We start from the raw sequence: 20,683 nt of genomic DNA on the forward strand, positions 1-20,683 counted from the left end.
CTGGTTATTTTGTTTGTTATGTATCTATTAATGGGAGAAAGGTTTCTGTTGTAGTTTTTCGGCTTTTTAGAATAACAAGTTGAAGAGGAACACCGTTGCGTACGGTGTTCCTTTTAAAAATCTGAATGTATGCGTCATCTTAGCTTCGTTTGAATCCCATGTCCTTCACCTTTCCGGCCACGGTCCAGGATTTAAGCGGGGTTGAATTGATCTGACCGCTGGTGATGTTCACCCCCAGCAGGTAAATCTTCCCTTCGTTGGTGGTGGCGTTCCAGGTGGCAACATACATGAACTTGCTGTCGTCCGCCAGGATGGTATTCACGCCAAATGTACCCTGTCCTTTAAAGAGTTTCAGGCAAGTAATTTCTTCCCCGGCAGGCACCTCAAACCCTTTCACGGGTGCAGATATGGTATTGCCATTGAAATCGATCTGGAAATTGTACAAAGACCTGTTCGTTGCGTAAAAAGCAGCGGGTCCCATATTCCCTACGGCATAGAACTTCGCATCGTTGATTTCCGGCGCGGTACTGATATTCACAGCGGCAATATCGGGCCTGTCCGGTGTTTGTGTATTGATGACGTACAGGTAGCGAGCGTTGCCGGACACATCTTTGAAGAAGGCATACTTGTAAGCATCGCTTATAGTTGCACTGTGCTGACCGAAGCCTCTTTCGATCCAAAGCAAATCCTTCCCGATATTGTTCAAATTAAACCGGGCCGAAGGACCGGCGTCGGCATATTTCCCCGCCCGACTATTTTGCTGCTCGATGGTAACAAAGCGCCTGTTCAGCTCATCATAAAAACCACCCTGTTTCCCATACTGCGTGTAGACATAAGGCGCCGCCCGATAGCCTGCAAGATCCACGGTAACTTTTCCTACAAAAAGGTTATCCGTGTTCCAGTACACCTCACCGCTATTGACGAGCATCGCTCCATTGAAAGAGCCGGGCCAGAGGGCCTGCGGTTTAAACGTTTCGGGCGTAGCGCCGGCAAACATTTGCTGTAAAGTCTGAGCCCTCCGGAAATCAGTATTCTGCACCGTCGCACCGGACGCTGATGTGATGATATACGTAAGCGCCGTACTGAAATAATGGATAGAAACAGGCGTTCCGGGCATAGGCGCTCCGTTGATCTTCGAATACACCGCACGGTAAGCCGTATCCCTCACCCCAGGGATAAACTCCGGCGCGCGGAAGATATCCACTTCAGTTGCACCGCTCATTTCATAAGCAACCATCCAGCCCGACGGAATTGGCGGCAGCACCACAACGGTGTATTGCATTAACGCTTTCAGCCCGTTGGGGGCGGTAGCTTCAAATTCAAGGGTATAGGTTCCGGGGGGGCGTGTAATAACTGTATCAATAGTAAGCTTTCTCGATAACGTATCAAATACACCGGCCGATACATAAAGCCGCCACAACCCTTTCAGTTCCGCTGGGGCCGCATGGTACACGATCTCCGGCTGAATGGTCACTTTTCCCTGGCTCTGGTACACTTCAAACCGGGTTTGGGTACCGGCCGTATCTACTAAAAAGTCGGGAAGATCGGTATAGGAATAGTTCCCTTTGTCTTTCACACATGCGGTGATGAACAGGATCGACAAAAGAAAGAAGGAAAAATATTTTAATGATTTCATTCCTGTGTTTTTTCTAGTTAAATACTGTTGAAAATGAAGCCTATTCGCACTGGCTGCATATATCAATTACTATCCCGTTCTCATTCCTTTTCGGATTTCCGGGATTGTTCCTGTTGTATTCCGTCAGGAATTCCAACGACCGGGAGGCTATGTAGTACTGCTCGGCAATGGTGATGTTCTGAAAATTTCTTATTCCTGTGGCATCAATTGCGAGTTGGTGCTTCACCTTGCTCCACTTGCCTACGGACCAGAGCATATTGTTATCCCAGGTAACGGGTTTTATGAGTACGTCCGTCCAGATCAATGAAAATACAGGAGCTGAATTGACCACACCCGTTACTACGGGTCCGGGCAAAAAATTATCATCCGGCATTACCCTCAGTACCAGCTTTGCCGAAGCATCCGTAAGACGTGCCGTCCTGTTTATTTTCACAGGTATCGCTACACGGAACCCATTAGCCGGCACTTTAAAAGAAGTGGGCAACACATATTCGGAAGGTTGCGCGGTACTGGTCGGATCAACCTGGATGGTGAAGGTGCGCTCTTCAGGAGTAACCGTTCCCATCACCTGCGCATAAAGATTTACCACGGTATCGCTTAATGAATTCGGCCAGACGGCGAAAGAAAACACCAGCGAGTCGCCCAATGCGCCGTCTGCATTGTTTGCTGTAAGCAATAGTCTCGCATCCGACCTGAAGGCGGGGTCAAGCACGTTCTTCCTGCAACCCAGGAACGCGACTGCCGGAAGCAGCAATAACAGGATATATATTCGTTTATTCATTTTAGTTCGTTTTAAAATTATCAGAATCCGAATTCAAGTTCAGCGGGTGGTAAAGGCAGCACATACCGCGCGGAAGGATAGGTTCCGTTTACACCAGGCACCGCCGTACCATTCCTTCTTTTGAAGTAGAAGAACAGTTGTCCTTCAGAAGGAAATTCTTTCCAGTATTCTTTCCTGATCTCCTCCTGAATCTGGTCTGCGGTGAGTGATGCCGACAAAGGAGCGGTAACGCCCCTGCTGGCGCGAACAGCTGTAAGGTAGCTGGTGGCTTTGGCCGGATCCGTCGTTTTAAGGCATTCGGCGGCGATATAATACATTTCAGGAATCCTGATGAGTGGCATTCTTTTCGCGTACGCTTCCGTCATCCCATTGGGCTGATACAGTTTTCCGAAGAATATTTTCGGTGTCGGCAGGTTAGAAAGGTTCCGGATCAGGTACACGAGCCTGTAATCCGCAGCACCGATGGAGCCCGATTCAAATTGCTGCGTCAGCCGCGATGAATTGACGGTGAGCGTGGTCTGGAAACGGCTGGAATCCAGCAAGTCCGTATAATTGAGGGCCATATCGTTCACAAAGAGGCCAAAAATATGCTCGGTGGTAAACACCCTGTTACGGGCCGCTTCGTTGCTGGTGGCGATGGTAGACTGTGCCACCCAGGGGAATTTCTGCCCGGCCACAGCGATCACGGCTTCAGCGGCAGGCAAAGCCTTATCGGTAGCGCCCACCCAGAGCTGCGCCCGCGCCTCGAGTGCTTTCACCGCGTAATAATTGAAACGGAGCGACCTGTTCATAAGGTAACCGTTATCCATATCCGTAGTAATCGTTTCACCCGTAAGTAGGGGATCATTTTTGAGTTCCTCCGCCGCCTTCGTCACATCTTCGAAGATCATTTGCATTACTTCCGCGGAACTGGCTTTTCCTGTAACCGTGGTCGCGTACGTTTTCAGGTAAGGAATGGCGGGAAGACTGGCGCCACCCGCAGCGTACGAGGTACCAAACAGGCGCAGCAGGTCGAAATGCAGGAAGGCCCTTAAACCCAATGCTTCTCCTTTGATGATGTGGTAATTTTTGGGAAGGAACTTTGTAGTGTCCGCTCTTTCCAGTTCCTGGAGCAGCTTGTTCACATTCGCGATGGCATTGTATTGGTTGGCCCAAACGCTGTTGATGATGTTTTGCGTGGCCGCATTGGTATACAATCCCGCGAAAGCATCGCGGTAAGCCAGGGAGCCGTTGGATGTATTCAGCACATACATGCCGCCGAGCACATCGGCAAGGCCGAAAGTAAGTTCACGGCCATATTGCGCCGGGCGCCCCATCAGCAGGTAAACACCATTCAGAGCTTCTTTAAACCCCTGTTCGTTGCCGTAAAAATCCAGGTCCTCTATCTGGGTCTTGGGAGAAACCTCCACCCATTTTTTACAGGAGGCGACCGAAAATAGCAGGAACGCCAGCCCGAGTATATGTATAGTTCGTTTAATTGACATGTTGTTCGATTTTAGAATGAAGCCTGAAGAGTGAACTGGAAACTGCGCGCAAAGGGGTATGAGGTGCCGCGTTCCACTTCAACGGAAGAAAGCACAAATACCTCGTTCATATTGAGCCCGGCCCTGAGCCTGGAGAAGCCAAGTGATTTGATGGCCCTGATTCTTTCCAGGTCGTAAGCGATGTTCAGCGAAGCGAAATTGAGCTGGTTGTTGTCTTCCACGAAGCGGGTACTCAGTTGTGTAACGGTGGTACTGGCCACATCTTTAAAGAAGCTCACATCTCCGGGCTTGCGCCACCTGTCGGTAAGCACCCTTCTGTCCACGTTCTGGTAAATGTTCGCGTTCTCTACTTTGCTTACCAGTGTTGAGTTGTACATCTGCCCGCCATACTGGAAGCGGAAAGAGGTATTCACCTGCAACCCCTGGTGCTGGAAGTTGAAACCGAAGTTGCCGGAGATTTTCGGCAGCAGATCGCCCGCCACCACCTGGTCGTTGGCGTTCCAGTTGTAGGTTACGGTACCGTCTTTTTTGAGGTACACTTCCCTGCCCGTGGCCGGATCGATGCCGAGGGACTGAACGGCCCATATCGCGTTCATCGACTGTCCCTCTTCAAACCTTACGCGTGGTTTGGCAGCTTCTTTGTTGGCGGTAGCGTTGTTGCCGCTGATGGAATCCTGCGAAGCGTTCCATGCCTTGAGGGAATTGGAGATTTCCCGGATGGTATTTTTGTTGTGGGAAGCCAGTACGAACACGGTGAGCGAACTCTTTTTGGCCGCGTTGCTGAATATCCTGTAATCCAGCCTTACGTCAACACCCTTGTTCTCTGCTTTTCCGAGGTTGGCCTTGTAGGTATTGAAGCCCGCAGATGGTGGTAATGTAATGTCCGTTACCAATCCATCGGTGGTACTGATGTAATAGTCGGCCCTGATGTTGAGTTTTTTGAAAAGGGAGATATCCGTTCCGAAGTTCATATCCTGGCGGCGCTGCCATTTAAGACCGGGATTCGCGAGGCCAATCAGCGTAGCGCCATTGCCGAATGTGGCGTAAGCGTTCCTGAGGTAATAAGCGTAGGTAGACTTACTAATGGTAGAATTGAAGTTCTGGGAACCGGTGTACCCGTTGGTGGCACGGAGCCTGAACTGGTCGATGAAACCAAGGTCAGCGATAAACTTTTCCTTGTGCAGGTTCCAGCCGATACCCGTGGAATAGAATTGTCCCCAACGGTTGTCTTTCCCATACAAAGAAGATTGGGTGGCCCTGTAAGAAACGTCAAAAAGAAAACGGTCGTCAAAAGAGTAGTTACCGGAAACAATGCCGCTCATGTCTTTCACCGTACTTTCAAAACCGGTGGGGCGGGAATTGAGGAGGTACTGCAATCCCAGCGACATAAAATCGAGCCGGTCGTTCGGGAAACCTTCCACCGCGTGGGTGATGTTCAGCGCCTGGTTGCTGGTGTAGTCGCCACCACCGTTCAACGCGAAGTAATGCAGCCCAACGTTTTTTGTATAGTTGAGCATCAGCCTTCCGGAATAAAAGTCGATGCTGCCATCTCCCTTTGTATAACGGCCTTTCCTGGAAGCGCCTGCACCGGAGAACTCTGAAGTGGTGAACATGGTATGTTCTGCCGGAAGAAACTCGTGGCTTTCGTTGAGTTGCTTAGTAATGCTGAAATTACCTACGGCCCTCAAGCCGGGGAGTAAACGCCAGTCGAGGTTGAAGTTGTTGGTGATGTCCGTGTACCTGGAATAATCCAGAATTTTGAGGGTTGAATTAAAAGCAGGGTTGTACACCGCTTCGTTCGTCACGGCTCCGGGAGCGCCGCCGCCCTGTGGCCTGGTGATGGTATTGATCACCTTCAGTATCTGTCCGTTCTCATTCTGGTAGGGCAGGTAGGGGTTCATCGCGGCATATTGGGAAAAGTCGCCCCAGGGTGAATTATCGGCCCTGTTGTTGGTGATGGTGAGAATATTGTTGAACGATATTTTTTTCACGCGATAGGTAAGATCGATGGCTGCGGTAGTGGTTTTCCGGTCGGAACCTTTCATGGCACCGGTCACTTTGTTGTACATGAGGTCAACGCCATAACGGAAACTTTCGTCGCCACCTTCCACGCGCATGGAGTGGCGCTGGCCCCAACCGTTTTGAACGGGTTTCGAGAGCCAGTCGGTATTCACGCCGCTCAATACGAGCGCGAGGTTTTCGTTGTAACGTTGCTTCAGGATATACTGACCACTGCCTGCAGTGGAGTTGGAATAGATACCGCCTGCCAGTTCCACTTCCAGTTTTTCGGCCGCGTTGGTCAGGTTATAGCTGGAAAGATCGGGCGCCTGTAAAGTAATATTGGTATTGTAGGAAAGTCGCAGTTTCCCGGCCTGTGGCCGTATCGTTTCTATCACCACCACCCCGTTGGCCGCACGGGAACCGTAAATGGCTTTGGAGGCGGCATCTTTCAATACGTTGATGCTTTTTACCCGGTAAATATCCAGGTCGATCACTTTCTGAATCGTAGTCTCAAAACCATCCAGGATAAACAAGGGCAGGTTGGGGTTTGTCGTGTATTCGCCCCGAAGGTCCGGCAGGCCTGATTGTCCCCTCAACTGGATATTCGGAATCGCATTGGGATCCGAACCCAGTTCCATGTTATCAATGATCTGGAAGGCCGGATCCAGGTTCCTGAGGCTTTGCAGCACGTTCACACTGCCCACTTTCAGCAGTTCATCCTGCGTAAAGCTGGTGGTAGCGCCGGTAAAGCTGGAGGCTTTGCGATTGAACATTCCCGTTACCACCACATCTTTCATGGAAACATCGGAAACACTGAGTAAGATACGAAGGTTCGTGCGGCCGCCCAGCACTACTTCCTGGCTTTCGAAGCCAACGGAACTGATCACCAGCACCTGGCCCGGATTGGCATCGATGCTGAACTTTCCATTCTGATCGGTGGTGGCGCCTTTAGCGGAACCTTTCACCAGCACGCTGGCGCCCGATACAGGCTCCTGGGTTTTACCATCCACCACAGTTCCGGTAATGGTCACGAAGGCGATCACCTGTTCGGCCACCGGTTCTTTCTTGGGAGCAACCTCTTTTTCATACACCACCACCACCCCATCCACGATGCGGTAACCGAGTGGCTGCGTGCGGAACAGTAGGTTCAGGGCTTCCTGCAACGGCATATTCTTAATGTCCAGGTCCACGGGACGGCTCTTGCGGAGCAATTGCAGATCCAGCATGAACGAGAGCCCGGTTTGTGACCGCACATCACGGATCACTTTTTCCAGCGTGGCCTTCTTCGCTGAAATGGTAACATTCTGGGAAAAACTCCTGGCCGTAACGTGCAGACAGGCAGCGAGCAGTAAAATAGCGGTAACTTTCATGATCCGCAAAGTTTTGGTGAAGCATCCTGGAGGCAAATAAATGCCCCGGACAAAGAAATCCTTTAAAAGCATAACTTTGGTCAGTTTTGGTTGAAAAATAAAAAGCGTCTTAAGCGATGAAATTTGTTTGATCAACCTGACTTCCGGCCGCTTCGTCTCGTACACGAAGCGGCTTTCTTTCAGGCCGGTCTATGGTTAAAAATATTGTTCTTCCTAAGGCGTAATCACCACGCGTCCATTTTCATACGACGAGCGGATACCGTATACTTCCATGGCCTTCAACAGGTTCTCCAGGGAGATGTTCCTGCTCACCGAAGCGCTGAAAGAGCGGGTCGGCACTTCCCCATTGATCACTACTTCCACATTGTACCATCTCGCCAATTGCCGCATTATCGTAGAGAAATTAGTGCCGGAAAAACTAAAGTAGCCATTCTTCCAGGCCACTATTTCCTCTATATCTTCCACCTGTTTTTTACGGAGCCCTGTTCTGGCCTGCGCATCATCCTGCACCTGGTCGCCTGGAACCAGTTTTTGTACTTCCGTACCGCGTTTGTATTGAATGGCTCCTTCGAGCAATGTCGTTTTCACAATGGGTTCATCTTCATAAGCATTGATGTTGAAACTGGTGCCCAGCACTTCAATCGAAGACTGATTGGGAAGTTGTACGATGAATGGCTGGCCGGTATTCTTCGCCACTTCCAGGTACACTTCACCGGTAACTTCCACCACACGTTGCTGACCGGAGAACACTGTGGGGAAACGAATGGAGGACGCACAATTAAGCCAAGCCTTTGAGCCATCGGGTAACATCACCTGGAACTGGCGTCCACGGGGCGTACTCATCGTATTGTACAGCACTTCTCCGGAAGTTTGCGCTGTGGGTTCATAAACCAGTTGCCCGTTCCTGATCACGGCCTGTGCGCCATGTTGTGTGGCCACCAGTCCGTTCCCCATGCTATCCAACACCACCTGGCTGCCATCCGCCAGCGTTAGTACCGCCCCTTCTTTGCCGGGCGCAACATCACGTACATCCATTTTTACCAGGTCGGGCGCGGGTGCGTCCTTCCTGTTCATCCAGAATGCCAGCGCAACGCCCAATACAAGCGCTACAGCCACGGCCCACCGCCATTTACGGAGGAAATGTACCCGGTGAACAGGTGCCGCCACCACCGGCGTAGCAGGTGCCGCCCGTAATATAGCCTCCAGGATTTCCCTGCCGGATTCTTCCGGTAAAGGCATGGGAGGCAACAAGGCGACATCTATCCGGGACAATACATCATCCACTGGTGCGTCGTTGTTCAGCGATTTCACCAGCAGAAACAACTCTTCCCGCTCGGCGGGAGTGGCCGTTTTATGGAGGTACCGGTAAAGCAGGTCATTAATGCGTTGCGTTTCCATGAAACTATTGTTGCTGTAAACAGGATAGTCTCCGGAACGGACCAACGTTATTAGTAAAAAGAGGATTTTTTTTAGAAAAATTCCCGGAGCAGCAAAAGTACCGTTAAAGCATCGAGGCGGCTCAGCAGGTAGGCCCTTACCGTGCGGAGCGCTACTGTGAGGTGAACGCTCACTGTGGCTTTGGCGATGCCCATTTCAAGGGCCACCGCTTCACGGTCGAACCCTTCCAGGCGGCTGAGTTCAAACACGCGCCGTTGCTGAGGTGTAAGCAGGTCCAGCGCCTGCGCGAGGGTTCTTTTCAAGTCATCCAGTTCCAGGGTGCCGGAGCTGGCGGCTTCCTGGCGGGGCAGGTACTCCAGCACCTGTGCCTGCGAGGAAGCATCTCTTAAAAGTATTTTGAACGCCGTCATGGAGCGGTTGCGGGTAACCGTGTATATCCAGGCTTCCGGCTGATCGATTCCCGGTAACCGGGTCCTGTTGGTCCAAAGGTGCAGGAACACATCCTGGACTATTTCTTCCGAACGGAACGGGTGCTCCGTAAAACGATAGGCGATCCCGAAAACCCTGTCCTTCCATCGGTGGAACAAATCCCCGAACGCTTTTTCATCCCCGCGGCTGATCCGGAGAAAAAGTTCATTGTCTGTATATAGTTGGTTCTGATCCAAGATGCTGAAGCTATGCCGGTTGTAAACATAGTTCAATTTCAGGTATTGTGCCACAGAATTGAAGATCGTCATGAAGCCTGTAAAAAACTTCGCCCCAACAAATGTTGAGGCGCGTTTACGGCAAGTGTAAAAAAATCTTATGGTTTGAAAATCTCCTGCAACTTCAACTCCAGGTCTTTGCCCATCAGGGTTTTTCCAATAATGACGCCGTTGGGATCGATCAAAAAGTTCTGTGGTATGGCCTGGACGCCGAATAATTTTGCGGCGGGACTGTCCCAGCATTTCAGGTCGGAAAGTTGCAGCCAGGGAAGTCCGTCCTTTTTGATGGCGGACAGCCATGCGGCCCTGCTGCCGGGCCTGTCAAGCGATACCCCGACAATCGTAAAATTCTGTGTACTGAATTGCTGGTACATTTTAACCAGGTTGGGGTTTTCAGCACGGCAGGGTCCGCACCAGGAAGCCCAGAAATCGAGCAGTACATATTTGCCACGGAAAGAAGATAATTTTACCATGTTGCCCGTTGTATCCGGCAGTTCAAAGTCTGGCGCGGTACGCCCGATGCCCGTGTTCTTCATACGCTCCAGGCTTTCCGCGAATTTCACACCTTCGGCACTGGCTTTTACTTTGTCGGAAAGGCCGTCAAACAAGGGCTTAACCAGGGTGTAGTCGCGGTCGTAAGCCACTTTGGGCAACAAATCCAGGCTAAGTCTGGCTGCCGGATGCGATTGTATGAATTGCACATAAGCATCCAGGGTAAGGTCGCTGTATCTTTTTTTAAATCCCGCGAGTTCTGCTTCAAAATCGGGCGTATTTTCCGGAGATATCTTTCCTTCGAGGAACTTCCTGTCTTCCGGGGTCATCTTCGCAAATGCCGCATCCACCAGGTTGTTAAAATCGGTGTAGTCGTTATTGCCGGGTGTTCCTGTTATTTGCGCACCCAGTGTACTTTTCCCATCCGATACAAACCTGATGTTGCCTGGCTCCAGGTAAACAGTGGCTTGCTCAAAACTTTTACGTTTCCCCTCACCTTTCGTATCAAAAATCAAAGCCGCTTCCACAGGCGAAACCGGGGCCTTTCCACTAAATTTAAAATTCCCGTCTTTCAATACAACCGAGTCCACGATTGTTTTACCATCCAGTTCATACTCCAGGTAAGCTTTCGCGGGTGCATTAAAAGCGCCGTATTTACCGTTAATGGTAAATTTCTTTTTTTCCTGTCCGGATACACCCAGTTGCAGAAGCAATAGCGCGAAAAATATCTTTTTCATCTTTTGAACTTTGACTTGATTACTTGAACAATGCTTCCAGCTTCTCTTCCAGCGCCTTGCCATGCAGGTCTGCCGCAATGATCTCTCCTTTCTGATTGATAAGGAAATTTCTTGGGATAGCGGTTATGCCGTACTTTTTACTGAGCGGCGAATCAAACCCCTGCATGTCGCTGAGGTTGGTCCAGGTATAGCCATCATCGGCAATCGCTTTTTTCCATGCTTTCGCATCGGTATCCAATGATACAGCTATTACCCCCAGTCCCTGAGCGCTGTATTTTTTGTACAGCGGCAGTAAAGCCCTGGCCTGCACGCGGCATGGCGCACACCAACTGGCCCAGAAATCAATAAAAGTGTATTTGTTGGCTGTGGTGATGGCCTTTGTAGCGATAAGGTTACCGGCAACATCGGGCATCACGAAATCTTCATACTTCCATTTCATGGCCAGTTTGGCAGAATCCGGTGTTGCTTTCAAACGTTCCTCACCTGCCACCGCTCCTTCCTTATCGTTCAGTACAATACTAAATTGCCTGGAGGCTGGCGGAAGACACATCAGATCGGTACAGGCCATATATTTGATCCTGAATTGCAAAGTGACACTTTCGTTGGAACGGAGTTTTACGGTTTGCGAAAAGGTTACGCCTATCGCATAATGCGCCGCGCCTTCTTCCCCGGCGGGCTCTACGCCTTTTTCTTCTATTCCGCCAATCAGCTCCATATCAGCATTTTCCATAAAAGCAATAGAAGTGGGCATACCGATGCCGCCGGAAGCCTGTTGCGGGTAAATATGGTAAGGTTCCTTTACCGTGGCATGCATTTGTACCTTAAAGGTTAAAGGACCGGTTTTCACCGCATCGAACTTCCACGAAACAGGATATTCATCCTGTGCAAATGCAAAAAGCACCAACGTTTTCAAGATTACAATAAGCATCGCTTTTTTCATACATCATTTTTATCATTAACACCACACGGTTTCCTATGCGCCTTTACGGGCGATCTCTACCATCTGAACGAGTTCTTCAGCGGCAGCTTCAGCCTTGCCTTTAAAGCCGGATACATCAAAGCGTATGCGCCCGTTGCCATCAATCACGAACTTGGCCGGAATACCATTTACTTTGAAGGCATCCGCGGCTGCACTGCGTTTGGTGGACGGATCCCTGGGATCCATATACAGATCGAAGGCGTAGTTTCTTTTGCTCAAAAAGTTTTTCGCATCGGTGAGCGGGTCTTTCGCGTTTTCCCAAGTATGAATGAAAAGAAATTTCACGTCCTTGTCTTTAGCATAATGGTTCACCGCCATCTGCATGGCGGGGAAAGATTCCACACAAGGTCCGCACCAGGTAGCCCAGAAGTCCAGCACGATGGTCTTGCCCTTAAAATCCGCCAGCGTAAATTTTTTACCGTTCACATCCGTTACATAGAAATCCGGTGCCGCTTTATTGATGAGTAGTTTAACCACTTCACCGCGGATTTTCGCTTTGAAATCCCGCTGAAGTCCTTCAATGTAAGCGTCCACATCTTTACCGGGGTTGAGTTGAGCATAGCCTTTTCGTACCTGGTCCACATATCGTTGCTCCAGTTTACCTTCTTTTACCGCTTTGGCAAGAATGGGAAGCGCTTCCTCGTATTTGCCGTTCAGGCTGGAAAGGAAAGCATAGTTCTCAACCAATTCAGCATCCTTGTTTTTTATGTGCTGGTATGCCTCCATAGTGTACTGGTATGCTTCCTCATTTCTGCCTGCGTTGAAAAGCAACTTTCCATATTGATTGATGTAATCGTAATAGGCAGCTTGCGGATCAAGTTTCATGGGTTTACTTGGCGTGGTCTGCGCTTTAAGCTGCTTTATGCGTTCCAGTTCCCCCGCTGAAAATTTTAATGCCGCCGCATTGTCATATCCGGCCATGATATCCGCCACCTGCGTTACAGCTCTTGCCCTCATGACCTGGTCCTCCAGCATATTCAGGTATTGGAGTACTTTTTCAAGGTTGGGCTGCTCTGCATAAGCGGCTGCAACCAGTGTTTTTTCAAGATCAAGGTTGATGCCCGGATAATCTTTAAGCATGGCTGTAAGTGCCTTTTCTGTTCCCTCCGCACCATCGGCTTTCAGAAAGGGTGTCAGTCGAAGCATTTGCGCCTGCTGGCTTTCAGGATACTTTTTCACCAGGCTTTTGGTTACTGAAGCTTTCTTCGCGGCGTTTTTATCATAGTAACGGACCAATAATTCCATATCTTCTGCTGAACCATTTTCCAGTGTTTTAATTTTCTGGCGGAGCGCAGCCTGATCCTTTTCATTCTTTAAGGCCTCCAGTTTAGGATCAGCGTTTCTCTGTTGTGCGGTCAGGCTTAGCGAGCAAAGTAAGCATGCCGCAAAAAACATTCTTTTCATAAAATAAAATCAATTCGTGTGAACATTGTGCTGCCAGCTTATTTGCCGGAGCACCTAGAATTGTGGCGCAATAACAATCGCCACTACAGCTTATGGTTTACTCTTCTGATCAATGTCCCTGCACTTTCGCCAGGTCTGAATTTTTAGCTTTTACGATCTCCACCATAGCCTTCAGTTTATAATATTCCCTGTCGGTAGAACCAGCGTAACCTGAAGCATAAAACCTTATATTACCCGTAGGGTCGAATACGATTTTAGTAGGTGTGCCCTGAATGTCGTAAGCTTTATTTTCTTCATCGCGCAGCACCTGAAGTGGTATTTTTCTTTTTTCAACATAAGATTTAACGGTAGCCTCGTCTTCGAACAGATTGATCACAAACAACTGGAATGGTTCTTTTTTGTAATCTTCCACCACGCGCTCAAATCCGCTGAAAGCGGCCACACAGGGCGTACACAAGGTGCTCCAGAAATCCACCACCAGTATTTTACCGCTGTAATCGCCCAGACTAACCATTTTACCTTCCAGGTTCATCAAAGAGATATCCTTTACCGGTTGCTTTCCTGTAAAGAGGGTCATCTTTTTACCATCGGTACCGGGCCCGGTTATAAAACCCTGCATGGTTTGCTGCGGCGTGGCGATATAAGATTTTTCTACTTCTTTGTAATATTTCTGGTAGGCTTCCTCCTGTAATGATTTCAGGTAAACATCAAATCCTTTATCGGAGCCTTTCAGCTTCTTATATACCGTACGAAAAGTGGCGACCATTTTCGGATTGGAATCGGCCATTTTAAATGCTTTACTGAGTGTATCGAAAGCAGCCTGGGTCTTCCCCGCAGCCGCCATCACGATGGCGTAACGGTGCAGGTAGTTGGACCTGGAATCCCTGAAATAATTCATATCCCGGGCTTCCCACTTTCTGGTGGTGTATTTGTCCATCAGTTGCAGTGCTTTTTCCGTATTACCCAGTTTCGCGTTAGCAGCGGCATTTAATTCATACAGGGTGTGTACCCTGCCTATGCCATCGTTCAGTTTTTTCTGCTTAATGTCTTCCATAAGATCGGCCGATACTTTTTCCACTTCCGCTATATCCTTATCCGCGTCCATAAGGTACTCCAACGCATACGTGAGGTAGAGGAACTGCAGCACATTAAAACTGGTATTCATTTTTTTATAAGCCCAATACCGTTTGAAGTCGCCTTTATTCAGCCATCCCAACGCCAGTTGCGCACGGTATTCACTGTACATGTTGGGTTTGGCGGGATCGGCTGGCTTTTCCTTCAGCATTTCATGGTACAACTTTTCCTGGTCTTCAACCTTCACGATCAGGCTGAAGTCCTGAAAATTGTATTTTCCGTTTGCAGACTGCTGCGCGAAAAGGGTATTGGATACCAGCAACAGCAGTATGATTCTTTTTAAGATCATGAGATTCAGGTTTTTTAAATTATTGAATGCGTAATTCCGTGAAACAATAGCTTTTCAATCGCCCCATTAAATCCCCTGAAGAGATGTAACGGAGCGATACACAGGATAAGGTCAGCAGTAGAAGATTTGGTTAGAACGGTCTGAAACCTGTGTTATGGCTTCATCAGTTCAGCGAGTTTATTTTCAAGGTTTTTACCGGTGAGGTTCCTGGCTACGATCACGCCATCCGGACCTATCAACAGGTTTTGCGGAATTTGCATGATGTTGTATTTTTTCGCCACGTCTGAAGCAGCGTCCTTTGAATCAATCACCAGTCGCCAGGGCAATTTATCTTCGGCAATGGCTTTCACCCAGGCATCTTTGTTTGTATCAAGGGAAACGGCGAAAATTTCGAATTTTTCGCTCCGGAACTTGTTGTATATAACGATCAGTTCGGGGTGCCCTGCCCTGCAGGGACCGCACCAGCTTGCCCAGAAATCCAGCAAGACATATTTCCCCCTGAAATCGGATAAAGACACCGGCGCACCTTTCACATCGTTCAGTGTAAAGTCGATTGACTTCTGTCCTATATCCAGCTTTTTGGCCTGGTCCAGCCTTTGTTTCCAGGCCTTTGCTTTTGCCGAATTCTGAAGTCTTGGACTGAGCGCATTGTACATAGGTTCGAAGGTAGTAGGCTGTATCACACCCGCGAACATTTCCATGATGTCAAGGCTCATGTACGCGTCAGGATACTGCTGAATAAACCCGGTCACCATTTTTTCGAAAGGCAGTGCGGCTTCGCCTTTTTTGGCATTTTCCTTACCCATTGCCGTAAACGCTTTGTAGGCCGCTTCCTCTTTTCCGCCTCCTGTTACAATGGCAACACCGGTGGTATCGAATGCCAGTTGTATGGCACCATCCGTGTAAAACAGGGCCATGTTCCTCATCACTCCGGCGTCATCGTTCTCTTCCTGGTTCCTGCGGCGGCGTTCTCCGGGCGGCGGGGGCACAACCAGAGTAACCTGCGCCAATGCTGGGCGTTCAGATGACACTTTGAATTCGAACCTACCCTCTTTTATATCTACGGTATCGGTCTTGTAATTATTCTTGTCTTCGTAGCCGATCCAGGCTTTTTTGGCCGGATGTCCTTTCGCAACTTTTCCTTTTACAATACTGGAAACCTGGGCCTGTAAAGCGGCTGCACCAATGCAACACACCACGGCTGTAAGCATTGTTCTTTTCATAGTCTGTTTATTTGTTCTCCACCAATCCTTTGTTTTCTGCAATCATGCGTTCTCCGAATTTGAGCGCGAACCTTTCGGGTTTTAAAGTATAAGTGGCAACTACATTGCCATCATCATCATACAGGTGATGCGTGTACTTCACGGTATTGCTGTACACCGGGTCTACGGAAAGGCGGCGCATATCCATCCAGCGCATTCCGGAAGTGGCGAACTCCCTGGTTCTTTCTTCCAGGATAAAGCGCACCAATGCTTCTTTGTTCTGGGCTATGTTGGCGGGAACCGTCGCGACATTGGCCGGCATTCTTTTGGACCGCAGCGTTTCCAGGTCAGCTTTCGCACCGGGAAGATCATTTGCACGCGCCTTCAGTTCGGCCCGCATCAGGTAGAGGTCTGGCAGGGAGGGGCCCACTTCTATTCCGTTAAAAAGGGATGCAGAGAACCTTCTCATCCCCTTGGGATACACTACTGCCGGATTGAACATTTCCTCATCAGAAAACAGGAGCAGCCTTTTATCTTCTGGATCATACAGCGCGGCCGTTTCAGGAGAAAAAACATACGCGTTGACCATTTGCAACTGGAAATTGGTCATACTCAGGTTGTACATGATCTGTTGGTTCACAGCAGGGAGCGGATAGTTGGAAAGACCGAACCCGAAATCAGGGAACCATGTACCGGCGGCGTTGGGATCGAGTACAATATTGTAGTCATACAGCGCAAGCGGTATCGTAGATTTGCCCAGCTCAGCAAAGGCGCCTTCCACATGCGTCATCGCATCCTCGAATTTCAACATGTACATGTAGGTGCGCGCCAGTATAAATTCCGCCGCTACTTTGGAGAATTTCCTGCGGTGCGTTAAGGGGCCGAGGTCGGGCAATGCGTCTTTCAGGTCTTTAACAATAAAGTCGTAGGATTCCTGCACGCTGGCACGTTCAAAAGAGTTTTGTGTCACATCTGCCTTTGTAAGCAGCGGTACACCCAAATCCGTTGATGCGGTGGTGGGATTATAAGGCAAAGAATAATCGGAAAGGAAATAGAGGTGACACAACGCTCTGCCTACTTTCGCTTCGGCGACCAGTGCTTTTCTTTGCTGCTCCGATCCTCCCTGCGATTCCATCACTTCATTGATTACCTTATTGAACGTGTACAGGCTGCTGAGGTGCCAGGTTTCAGATGGGAGCTGGTCTTCATCATATATTCTTTCCTCATACCTGAAAAGCCGTTGCGTTCTGATGGCCGCTGCATCCATGTAGGTTTGCTGCGCCGCCATTTCATCTCCAAGATATAGGGAAGGCGCGTACAGCACCTGCAGTGCAACCGCATTCATCAATTGCTCGTAATCCAAGGTGGTGCGGGCTATCCTGGAGCCCTTCGCTTCTATCTCCAGGAAATCTTTTGAACAAGACAATTGTGTAACCAGCAGTATAATCAGAATAGGTAATAGTACCTTATAATTTGTTCTCATAATTGTAAACTTGTTTTAATTAAAGCGTGAGGTGCGCGCCAATGGTGAAAGTCCCCTGCCCCGTACGCATATTCCTGTTGCCTGTCGGATCCTGGAACTCAGGATCAATACCCAGTTTATTCTGCTTCCACAACATCAGGTTGGAAACCTGCGCCCGGAAGGTGAGTCCTTCTGCACCGAGCTTGCTTACGATGCCCTGCCCCATGCTGTATTGCAGCGTCACTTCCCTGATCTTCGCGAAGGAAGCGTTGAACGTATTCAGGTTAGAATAGGTGTAATAGAAGATATTTCTTCCGTTCGCGATGGTGCTGTTGTAGGCATAGCGGGGAATATTTGTTCTGGCCTCGTCGCCCGCCACTTTCCAGCGGTTGGCGAATTCAGGGTGGATCGTGTTCTGGTTGAGCGGCTCCTGCCATACTGCGTTGAAATCCCGGAACAGCACATGTCCTAAATTGAAGCTGATGTTTATGCCAAACTGGAAGTTTTTGTACGTGATGTTGTTGAACAAGCCGCCGGTCCAGATGGGCTGCGAAGTGCCGGCCAGGTTCACATCTTCAGGCTTGGAACCATTTGCCGTGGAAAGCAGTTTGCCATCGGCCTGGATGATCTGGGGATCACCTTCTGCATTCAATCCGCCATACATGAATTCAAATACCGCATACGCCGGGTTGTCTTCTATGAAAGAACTGCCGATCATGCCGGTACCGGTAGTAATAGCTGTGGCCCTGGCCAGTCTTGTGATTTTATTTTTATTGAAAGCGACATTCAGCATGGATGTCCATATAAAATCCTTTTTATTGATATTGATGGAATTCAGGCTGAATTCAATTCCTTTATTTTCGAGGTCGCCGAAGTTACCTGTTACAGTGGGATAACCGGTAAGTGGTGCGGTGAGGAGGGAGCCGATCAGGTCTGTTGTTTTTTTCACGTATCCATCAATGGAACCGCCAAACCTCCCGCCAAATACTGTAAAATCAACGCCTGCGTTGTAGGTGGTGGTACCTTCCCAGGTGAGTTTATCGTTGCCCGGTGTTCTTACGTTGAGTCCAACGCCGCTTACATAATTTACGTTAGCCGTAGCCTGGAGGATATCGAAAGAAGCTGCCTGTGCAGGACGCGGCGCATTGCCCGCGATACCGTAAGTAAGCCTGAAATCGAGCCTGTCGAGCCAGGAGAGGCCCGCCATAAAATCCTCTCTGTTCAGCATCCATTTACCACCAATGCTATACACCGGCCTGTTTTGCGCGGACTTGGCGAGTCCGAAAAGATTGCTCTGGTCGATTCTCCAACTGGCGTTCAGCGCATATTTGCGCAGGAACATATAGCCGAGTGTGGAATAATACGAAGTAGTCCGGGCAATGGCGCCTTCGCCTCCACCCACGTTGTTGTCGCGCAATACACGGGTACCACCGGGCACCGTGCCGGAGATGCCTTTCATCAGTGTATCGATGTTCACGGGTCTTGAAACCTGGAGCTGATCGTCCCATCCGTAATAAGTAGCGGTAGAAGTGAAAGGAGTTGTGCTGGTGGCTTCCTGTCCCCCGAGTACGGTAAGCTGGTGCTCCCCAAAGTTTTTATCGAACACCAGTTGGTTCCTTACGGTCCAGTTGCGCTGGTTGGCATTGTTTACGGTCAGCATGCCACCGTCGCGGGGCAACCAGTACCGGGGTGTGGTATTTACATTCGCGGCCTGCGTAAATCCTACAAGTTGGTTCCTTACAAAATAGCTTTCCTGGTCCCGAACGGTGCGGCCGGTTCTAGAAAAAGTCTGGTAGCCATAAGTACCTTCAAAACGCAGTGCTTTCAGCAGTTGCAGCTTCGCTGTTCCCACCACCCTTCCGGAAAGGCTTGAACCCCTCGAATAAGCGCGGTTAATTTCATCCAGCGGCACATAGTCGAGGTTCACCCTGCTACGTGCGGCATAAATCAACCGAAGCGAATCGGCATAGTTACCGAGGTAGTGCACAGGCAGGGCATTACCGGCATCATCACGGAAGCGTTGGTAAGGTACAAAAGACACGCCGGGGGCAGTAATTCCATTGCCCAGATTGCTGGCGGCCGTAGAAGTATTGGTGAGGTCTGAAATAAGGGTGAACTGAATCCTTTTATTGAACTTGAAATCCTGGCGCAAATTGAGTTTGTAGGTATTGTTTCTTTCACCAGGCGTGCTGCTTTGAACACCGGTATAACTCATGGATCCGTAAAAGCTGTAAGCGTTCATGCCACCCGAGAGGGATACGGTATGGTTGGTGGTGGATGCGTTCCGGTAAAAAATATCGGAGATCTCACCCCTGTTGTCGATGGCTGAAAGGCTGTCCAGCGCCCTGTCAGCCTGTGCCTTTGTAATCAATCCGCGGTATTCGTCGTATTGAATCTGCAAATGGGGCGAAACAGGAAATATTGATTTTACTGTATTCCAGGGGAAAGAAGGTACAAACTGCGGGAACAATTCTTTGGAAGTATTGATAAAGTCGCGGCTGTTCATTTTGGGGATGTAATCCCTGTCTGGTTTACCTTGGAAATTGTAGTAACCATCGTATTCCACACGCAGTTTTTGTCCGGCCTGTCCTTTTTTGGTGGTAATCACGATCACGCCGTTGGCCGCTTTCGATCCCCAGATGGAAGCAGCGGAAGCATCGCGCAGTATGGTGATATCAGCAATATCCTGGGGGTTGATGTTGGCAATTGGGTTAGAACCGTTCAATATGTTATTTGTGGATGCAGTGTTGGTAATGTCACTCGGTAATTCCACGCCATCTACTACAATCAGTGGCGACCTGGTGGAATTGAGCGAAGTAAGTCCACGGATAAGCAATGGTTCGCCACCCGGTGCGTTGTTGACCACCAGACCGGGTACCAGTCCGTCCAGTCTTTGGAGGATATTGGTACTGCTGGACCTGTTGGCTACGGTAGCAATATCCACCTTCGCTACCGAACCGGCGTTGCGTTCCCGCGCGATGCTCTGGTAACCGGTGGAAATCACCTGGGCCGCTTCCATGATTTGTTCGGAAGGATCCAGCACAATGGTGAGCATCTGCCCATCTCCTACTTTCACCTGTTTTTCATTGAAGCCCACAAAGCTGATGATGAGTACATCTCCCCTTTCCGCCTCCAGTTGAAACATCCCCTTGTCATCGCTCAGCGCCATTAACTGGCGGCCTTTCACCCGAATAGTGGCGCCAGGCAATGGCAACTTATTCTGGTCGGTAATCATGCCTGAAATCTTTATCCGGGGAGCTGCTTCTTCTTTCACGGAAGGTTCGGGTGTTTTGCGCATCACCACTACGTTTCCCTGCTTTATTTCAAAAGATAGTTGCGCTGGCTTCAGGATAGCGGAAAGAAAATCAGCCAGTGGCATCTGGCGTGCCTCAATGGTGATGGTGCCCGCCTGACGGATGTGTTCATCGTTGTAAAAAAAGGTCACGCCCGTTTGCTTTTCGATGAGCTTAAACACGTTCCGCAAAGGCACTTTGTTTAAGTTCGCCGTAACGGGCTGGGCCACACCCGCGGCCTGCACCTGGATAAAAAAAGCGGTTAATAAAACAATTGTTAGTTTCATCGCTAACAGCGTTTTGGTTAGTAGCCCGCG

13 protein-coding genes are annotated in these 20,683 nt (G+C 49.5%); all 13 read right to left on the bottom strand.

The window, feature by feature from the left end; all coding sequences use genetic code 11:
- Positions 1-139 precede the first annotated feature (139 nt).
- A complete protein-coding gene (locus M4J38_RS18030; RefSeq protein WP_251761203.1) occupies positions 140-1,636 on the bottom strand; it encodes a PKD-like family lipoprotein in 1,497 nt (498 codons plus the stop codon).
- 40 nt (positions 1,637-1,676) lie between these two features.
- Positions 1,677-2,417 carry a DUF4843 domain-containing protein gene (locus tag M4J38_RS18035; protein ID WP_251761204.1) on the bottom strand — a complete coding sequence of 247 codons (741 nt, stop codon included), beginning with the start codon at positions 2,415-2,417 and terminating at the stop codon, positions 1,677-1,679.
- A 20-nt stretch (positions 2,418-2,437) separates the two neighbouring features.
- Positions 2,438-3,901, bottom strand: a complete 1,464-nt coding sequence (locus M4J38_RS18040) for a RagB/SusD family nutrient uptake outer membrane protein (RefSeq protein ID WP_251761205.1) — start codon at positions 3,899-3,901, stop codon at positions 2,438-2,440.
- Positions 3,902-3,912: 11 nt separating this feature from the next.
- Positions 3,913-7,272 carry a SusC/RagA family TonB-linked outer membrane protein gene (locus tag M4J38_RS18045; RefSeq protein WP_251761206.1) on the bottom strand — a complete coding sequence of 1,120 codons (3,360 nt, stop codon included), beginning with the start codon at positions 7,270-7,272 and terminating at the stop codon, positions 3,913-3,915.
- Positions 7,273-7,485: 213 nt separating this feature from the next.
- Entirely contained in the window at positions 7,486-8,670 is a 1,185-nt protein-coding gene (locus M4J38_RS18050) for a FecR family protein (RefSeq protein ID WP_251761207.1), read from the bottom strand.
- 71 nt (positions 8,671-8,741) lie between these two features.
- A complete protein-coding gene (locus M4J38_RS18055; protein WP_251761208.1) occupies positions 8,742-9,407 on the bottom strand; it encodes an RNA polymerase sigma factor in 666 nt (221 codons plus the stop codon).
- A 65-nt stretch (positions 9,408-9,472) separates the two neighbouring features.
- Positions 9,473-10,603, bottom strand: a complete 1,131-nt coding sequence (locus tag M4J38_RS18060) for a TlpA disulfide reductase family protein (RefSeq protein ID WP_251761209.1) — start codon at positions 10,601-10,603, stop codon at positions 9,473-9,475.
- A 19-nt stretch (positions 10,604-10,622) separates the two neighbouring features.
- A complete protein-coding gene (locus M4J38_RS18065) occupies positions 10,623-11,543 on the bottom strand; it encodes a peroxiredoxin (protein ID WP_251761210.1) in 921 nt (306 codons plus the stop codon).
- 33 nt (positions 11,544-11,576) lie between these two features.
- Positions 11,577-12,986 (bottom strand): TlpA disulfide reductase family protein, encoded by a 1,410-nt coding sequence (locus M4J38_RS18070; protein WP_251761211.1) that lies wholly within the window; start codon positions 12,984-12,986, stop codon positions 11,577-11,579.
- Positions 12,987-13,095: 109 nt separating this feature from the next.
- A complete protein-coding gene (locus M4J38_RS18075; RefSeq protein ID WP_251761212.1) occupies positions 13,096-14,409 on the bottom strand; it encodes a TlpA disulfide reductase family protein in 1,314 nt (437 codons plus the stop codon).
- A 152-nt stretch (positions 14,410-14,561) separates the two neighbouring features.
- On the bottom strand, positions 14,562-15,632 hold the full coding sequence (locus M4J38_RS18080) for a TlpA disulfide reductase family protein (protein WP_251761213.1): 1,071 nt from the start codon (positions 15,630-15,632) through the stop codon (positions 14,562-14,564).
- Between the two features lie 7 nt (positions 15,633-15,639).
- Entirely contained in the window at positions 15,640-17,094 is a 1,455-nt protein-coding gene (locus M4J38_RS18085; protein ID WP_251761214.1) for a RagB/SusD family nutrient uptake outer membrane protein, read from the bottom strand.
- 19 nt (positions 17,095-17,113) lie between these two features.
- Complete coding sequence (locus M4J38_RS18090) at positions 17,114-20,653, bottom strand: SusC/RagA family TonB-linked outer membrane protein (protein ID WP_251761215.1); 3,540 nt, start codon at positions 20,651-20,653, stop codon at positions 17,114-17,116.
- Positions 20,654-20,683: the final 30 nt, after the last annotated feature.

The organism is Parasegetibacter sp. NRK P23, assembly GCF_023721715.1.
GTDB lineage: Bacteria > Bacteroidota > Bacteroidia > Chitinophagales > Chitinophagaceae > Parasegetibacter.

Bases quoted from the DNA above. Each gene is read 5' to 3' on its own strand.
- M4J38_RS18075 (WP_251761212.1), bottom strand. From the start codon at position 14,409: ATGATCTTAAAAAGAATCATACTGCTGTTGCTGGTATCCAATACCCTT.
- M4J38_RS18040 (WP_251761205.1), bottom strand. From the start codon at position 3,901: ATGTCAATTAAACGAACTATACATATACTCGGGCTGGCGTTCCTGCTA.
- M4J38_RS18045 (WP_251761206.1), bottom strand. From the start codon at position 7,272: ATGAAAGTTACCGCTATTTTACTGCTCGCTGCCTGTCTGCACGTTACG.
- M4J38_RS18070 (WP_251761211.1), bottom strand. From the start codon at position 12,986: ATGAAAAGAATGTTTTTTGCGGCATGCTTACTTTGCTCGCTAAGCCTG.
- M4J38_RS18050 (WP_251761207.1), bottom strand. From the start codon at position 8,670: ATGGAAACGCAACGCATTAATGACCTGCTTTACCGGTACCTCCATAAA.
- M4J38_RS18060 (WP_251761209.1), bottom strand. From the start codon at position 10,603: ATGAAAAAGATATTTTTCGCGCTATTGCTTCTGCAACTGGGTGTATCC.
- M4J38_RS18030 (WP_251761203.1), bottom strand. From the start codon at position 1,636: ATGAAATCATTAAAATATTTTTCCTTCTTTCTTTTGTCGATCCTGTTC.
- M4J38_RS18080 (WP_251761213.1), bottom strand. From the start codon at position 15,632: ATGAAAAGAACAATGCTTACAGCCGTGGTGTGTTGCATTGGTGCAGCC.
- M4J38_RS18055 (WP_251761208.1), bottom strand. From the start codon at position 9,407: ATGACGATCTTCAATTCTGTGGCACAATACCTGAAATTGAACTATGTT.
- M4J38_RS18085 (WP_251761214.1), bottom strand. From the start codon at position 17,094: ATGAGAACAAATTATAAGGTACTATTACCTATTCTGATTATACTGCTG.
- M4J38_RS18090 (WP_251761215.1), bottom strand. From the start codon at position 20,653: ATGAAACTAACAATTGTTTTATTAACCGCTTTTTTTATCCAGGTGCAG.
- M4J38_RS18035 (WP_251761204.1), bottom strand. From the start codon at position 2,417: ATGAATAAACGAATATATATCCTGTTATTGCTGCTTCCGGCAGTCGCG.
- M4J38_RS18065 (WP_251761210.1), bottom strand. From the start codon at position 11,543: ATGAAAAAAGCGATGCTTATTGTAATCTTGAAAACGTTGGTGCTTTTT.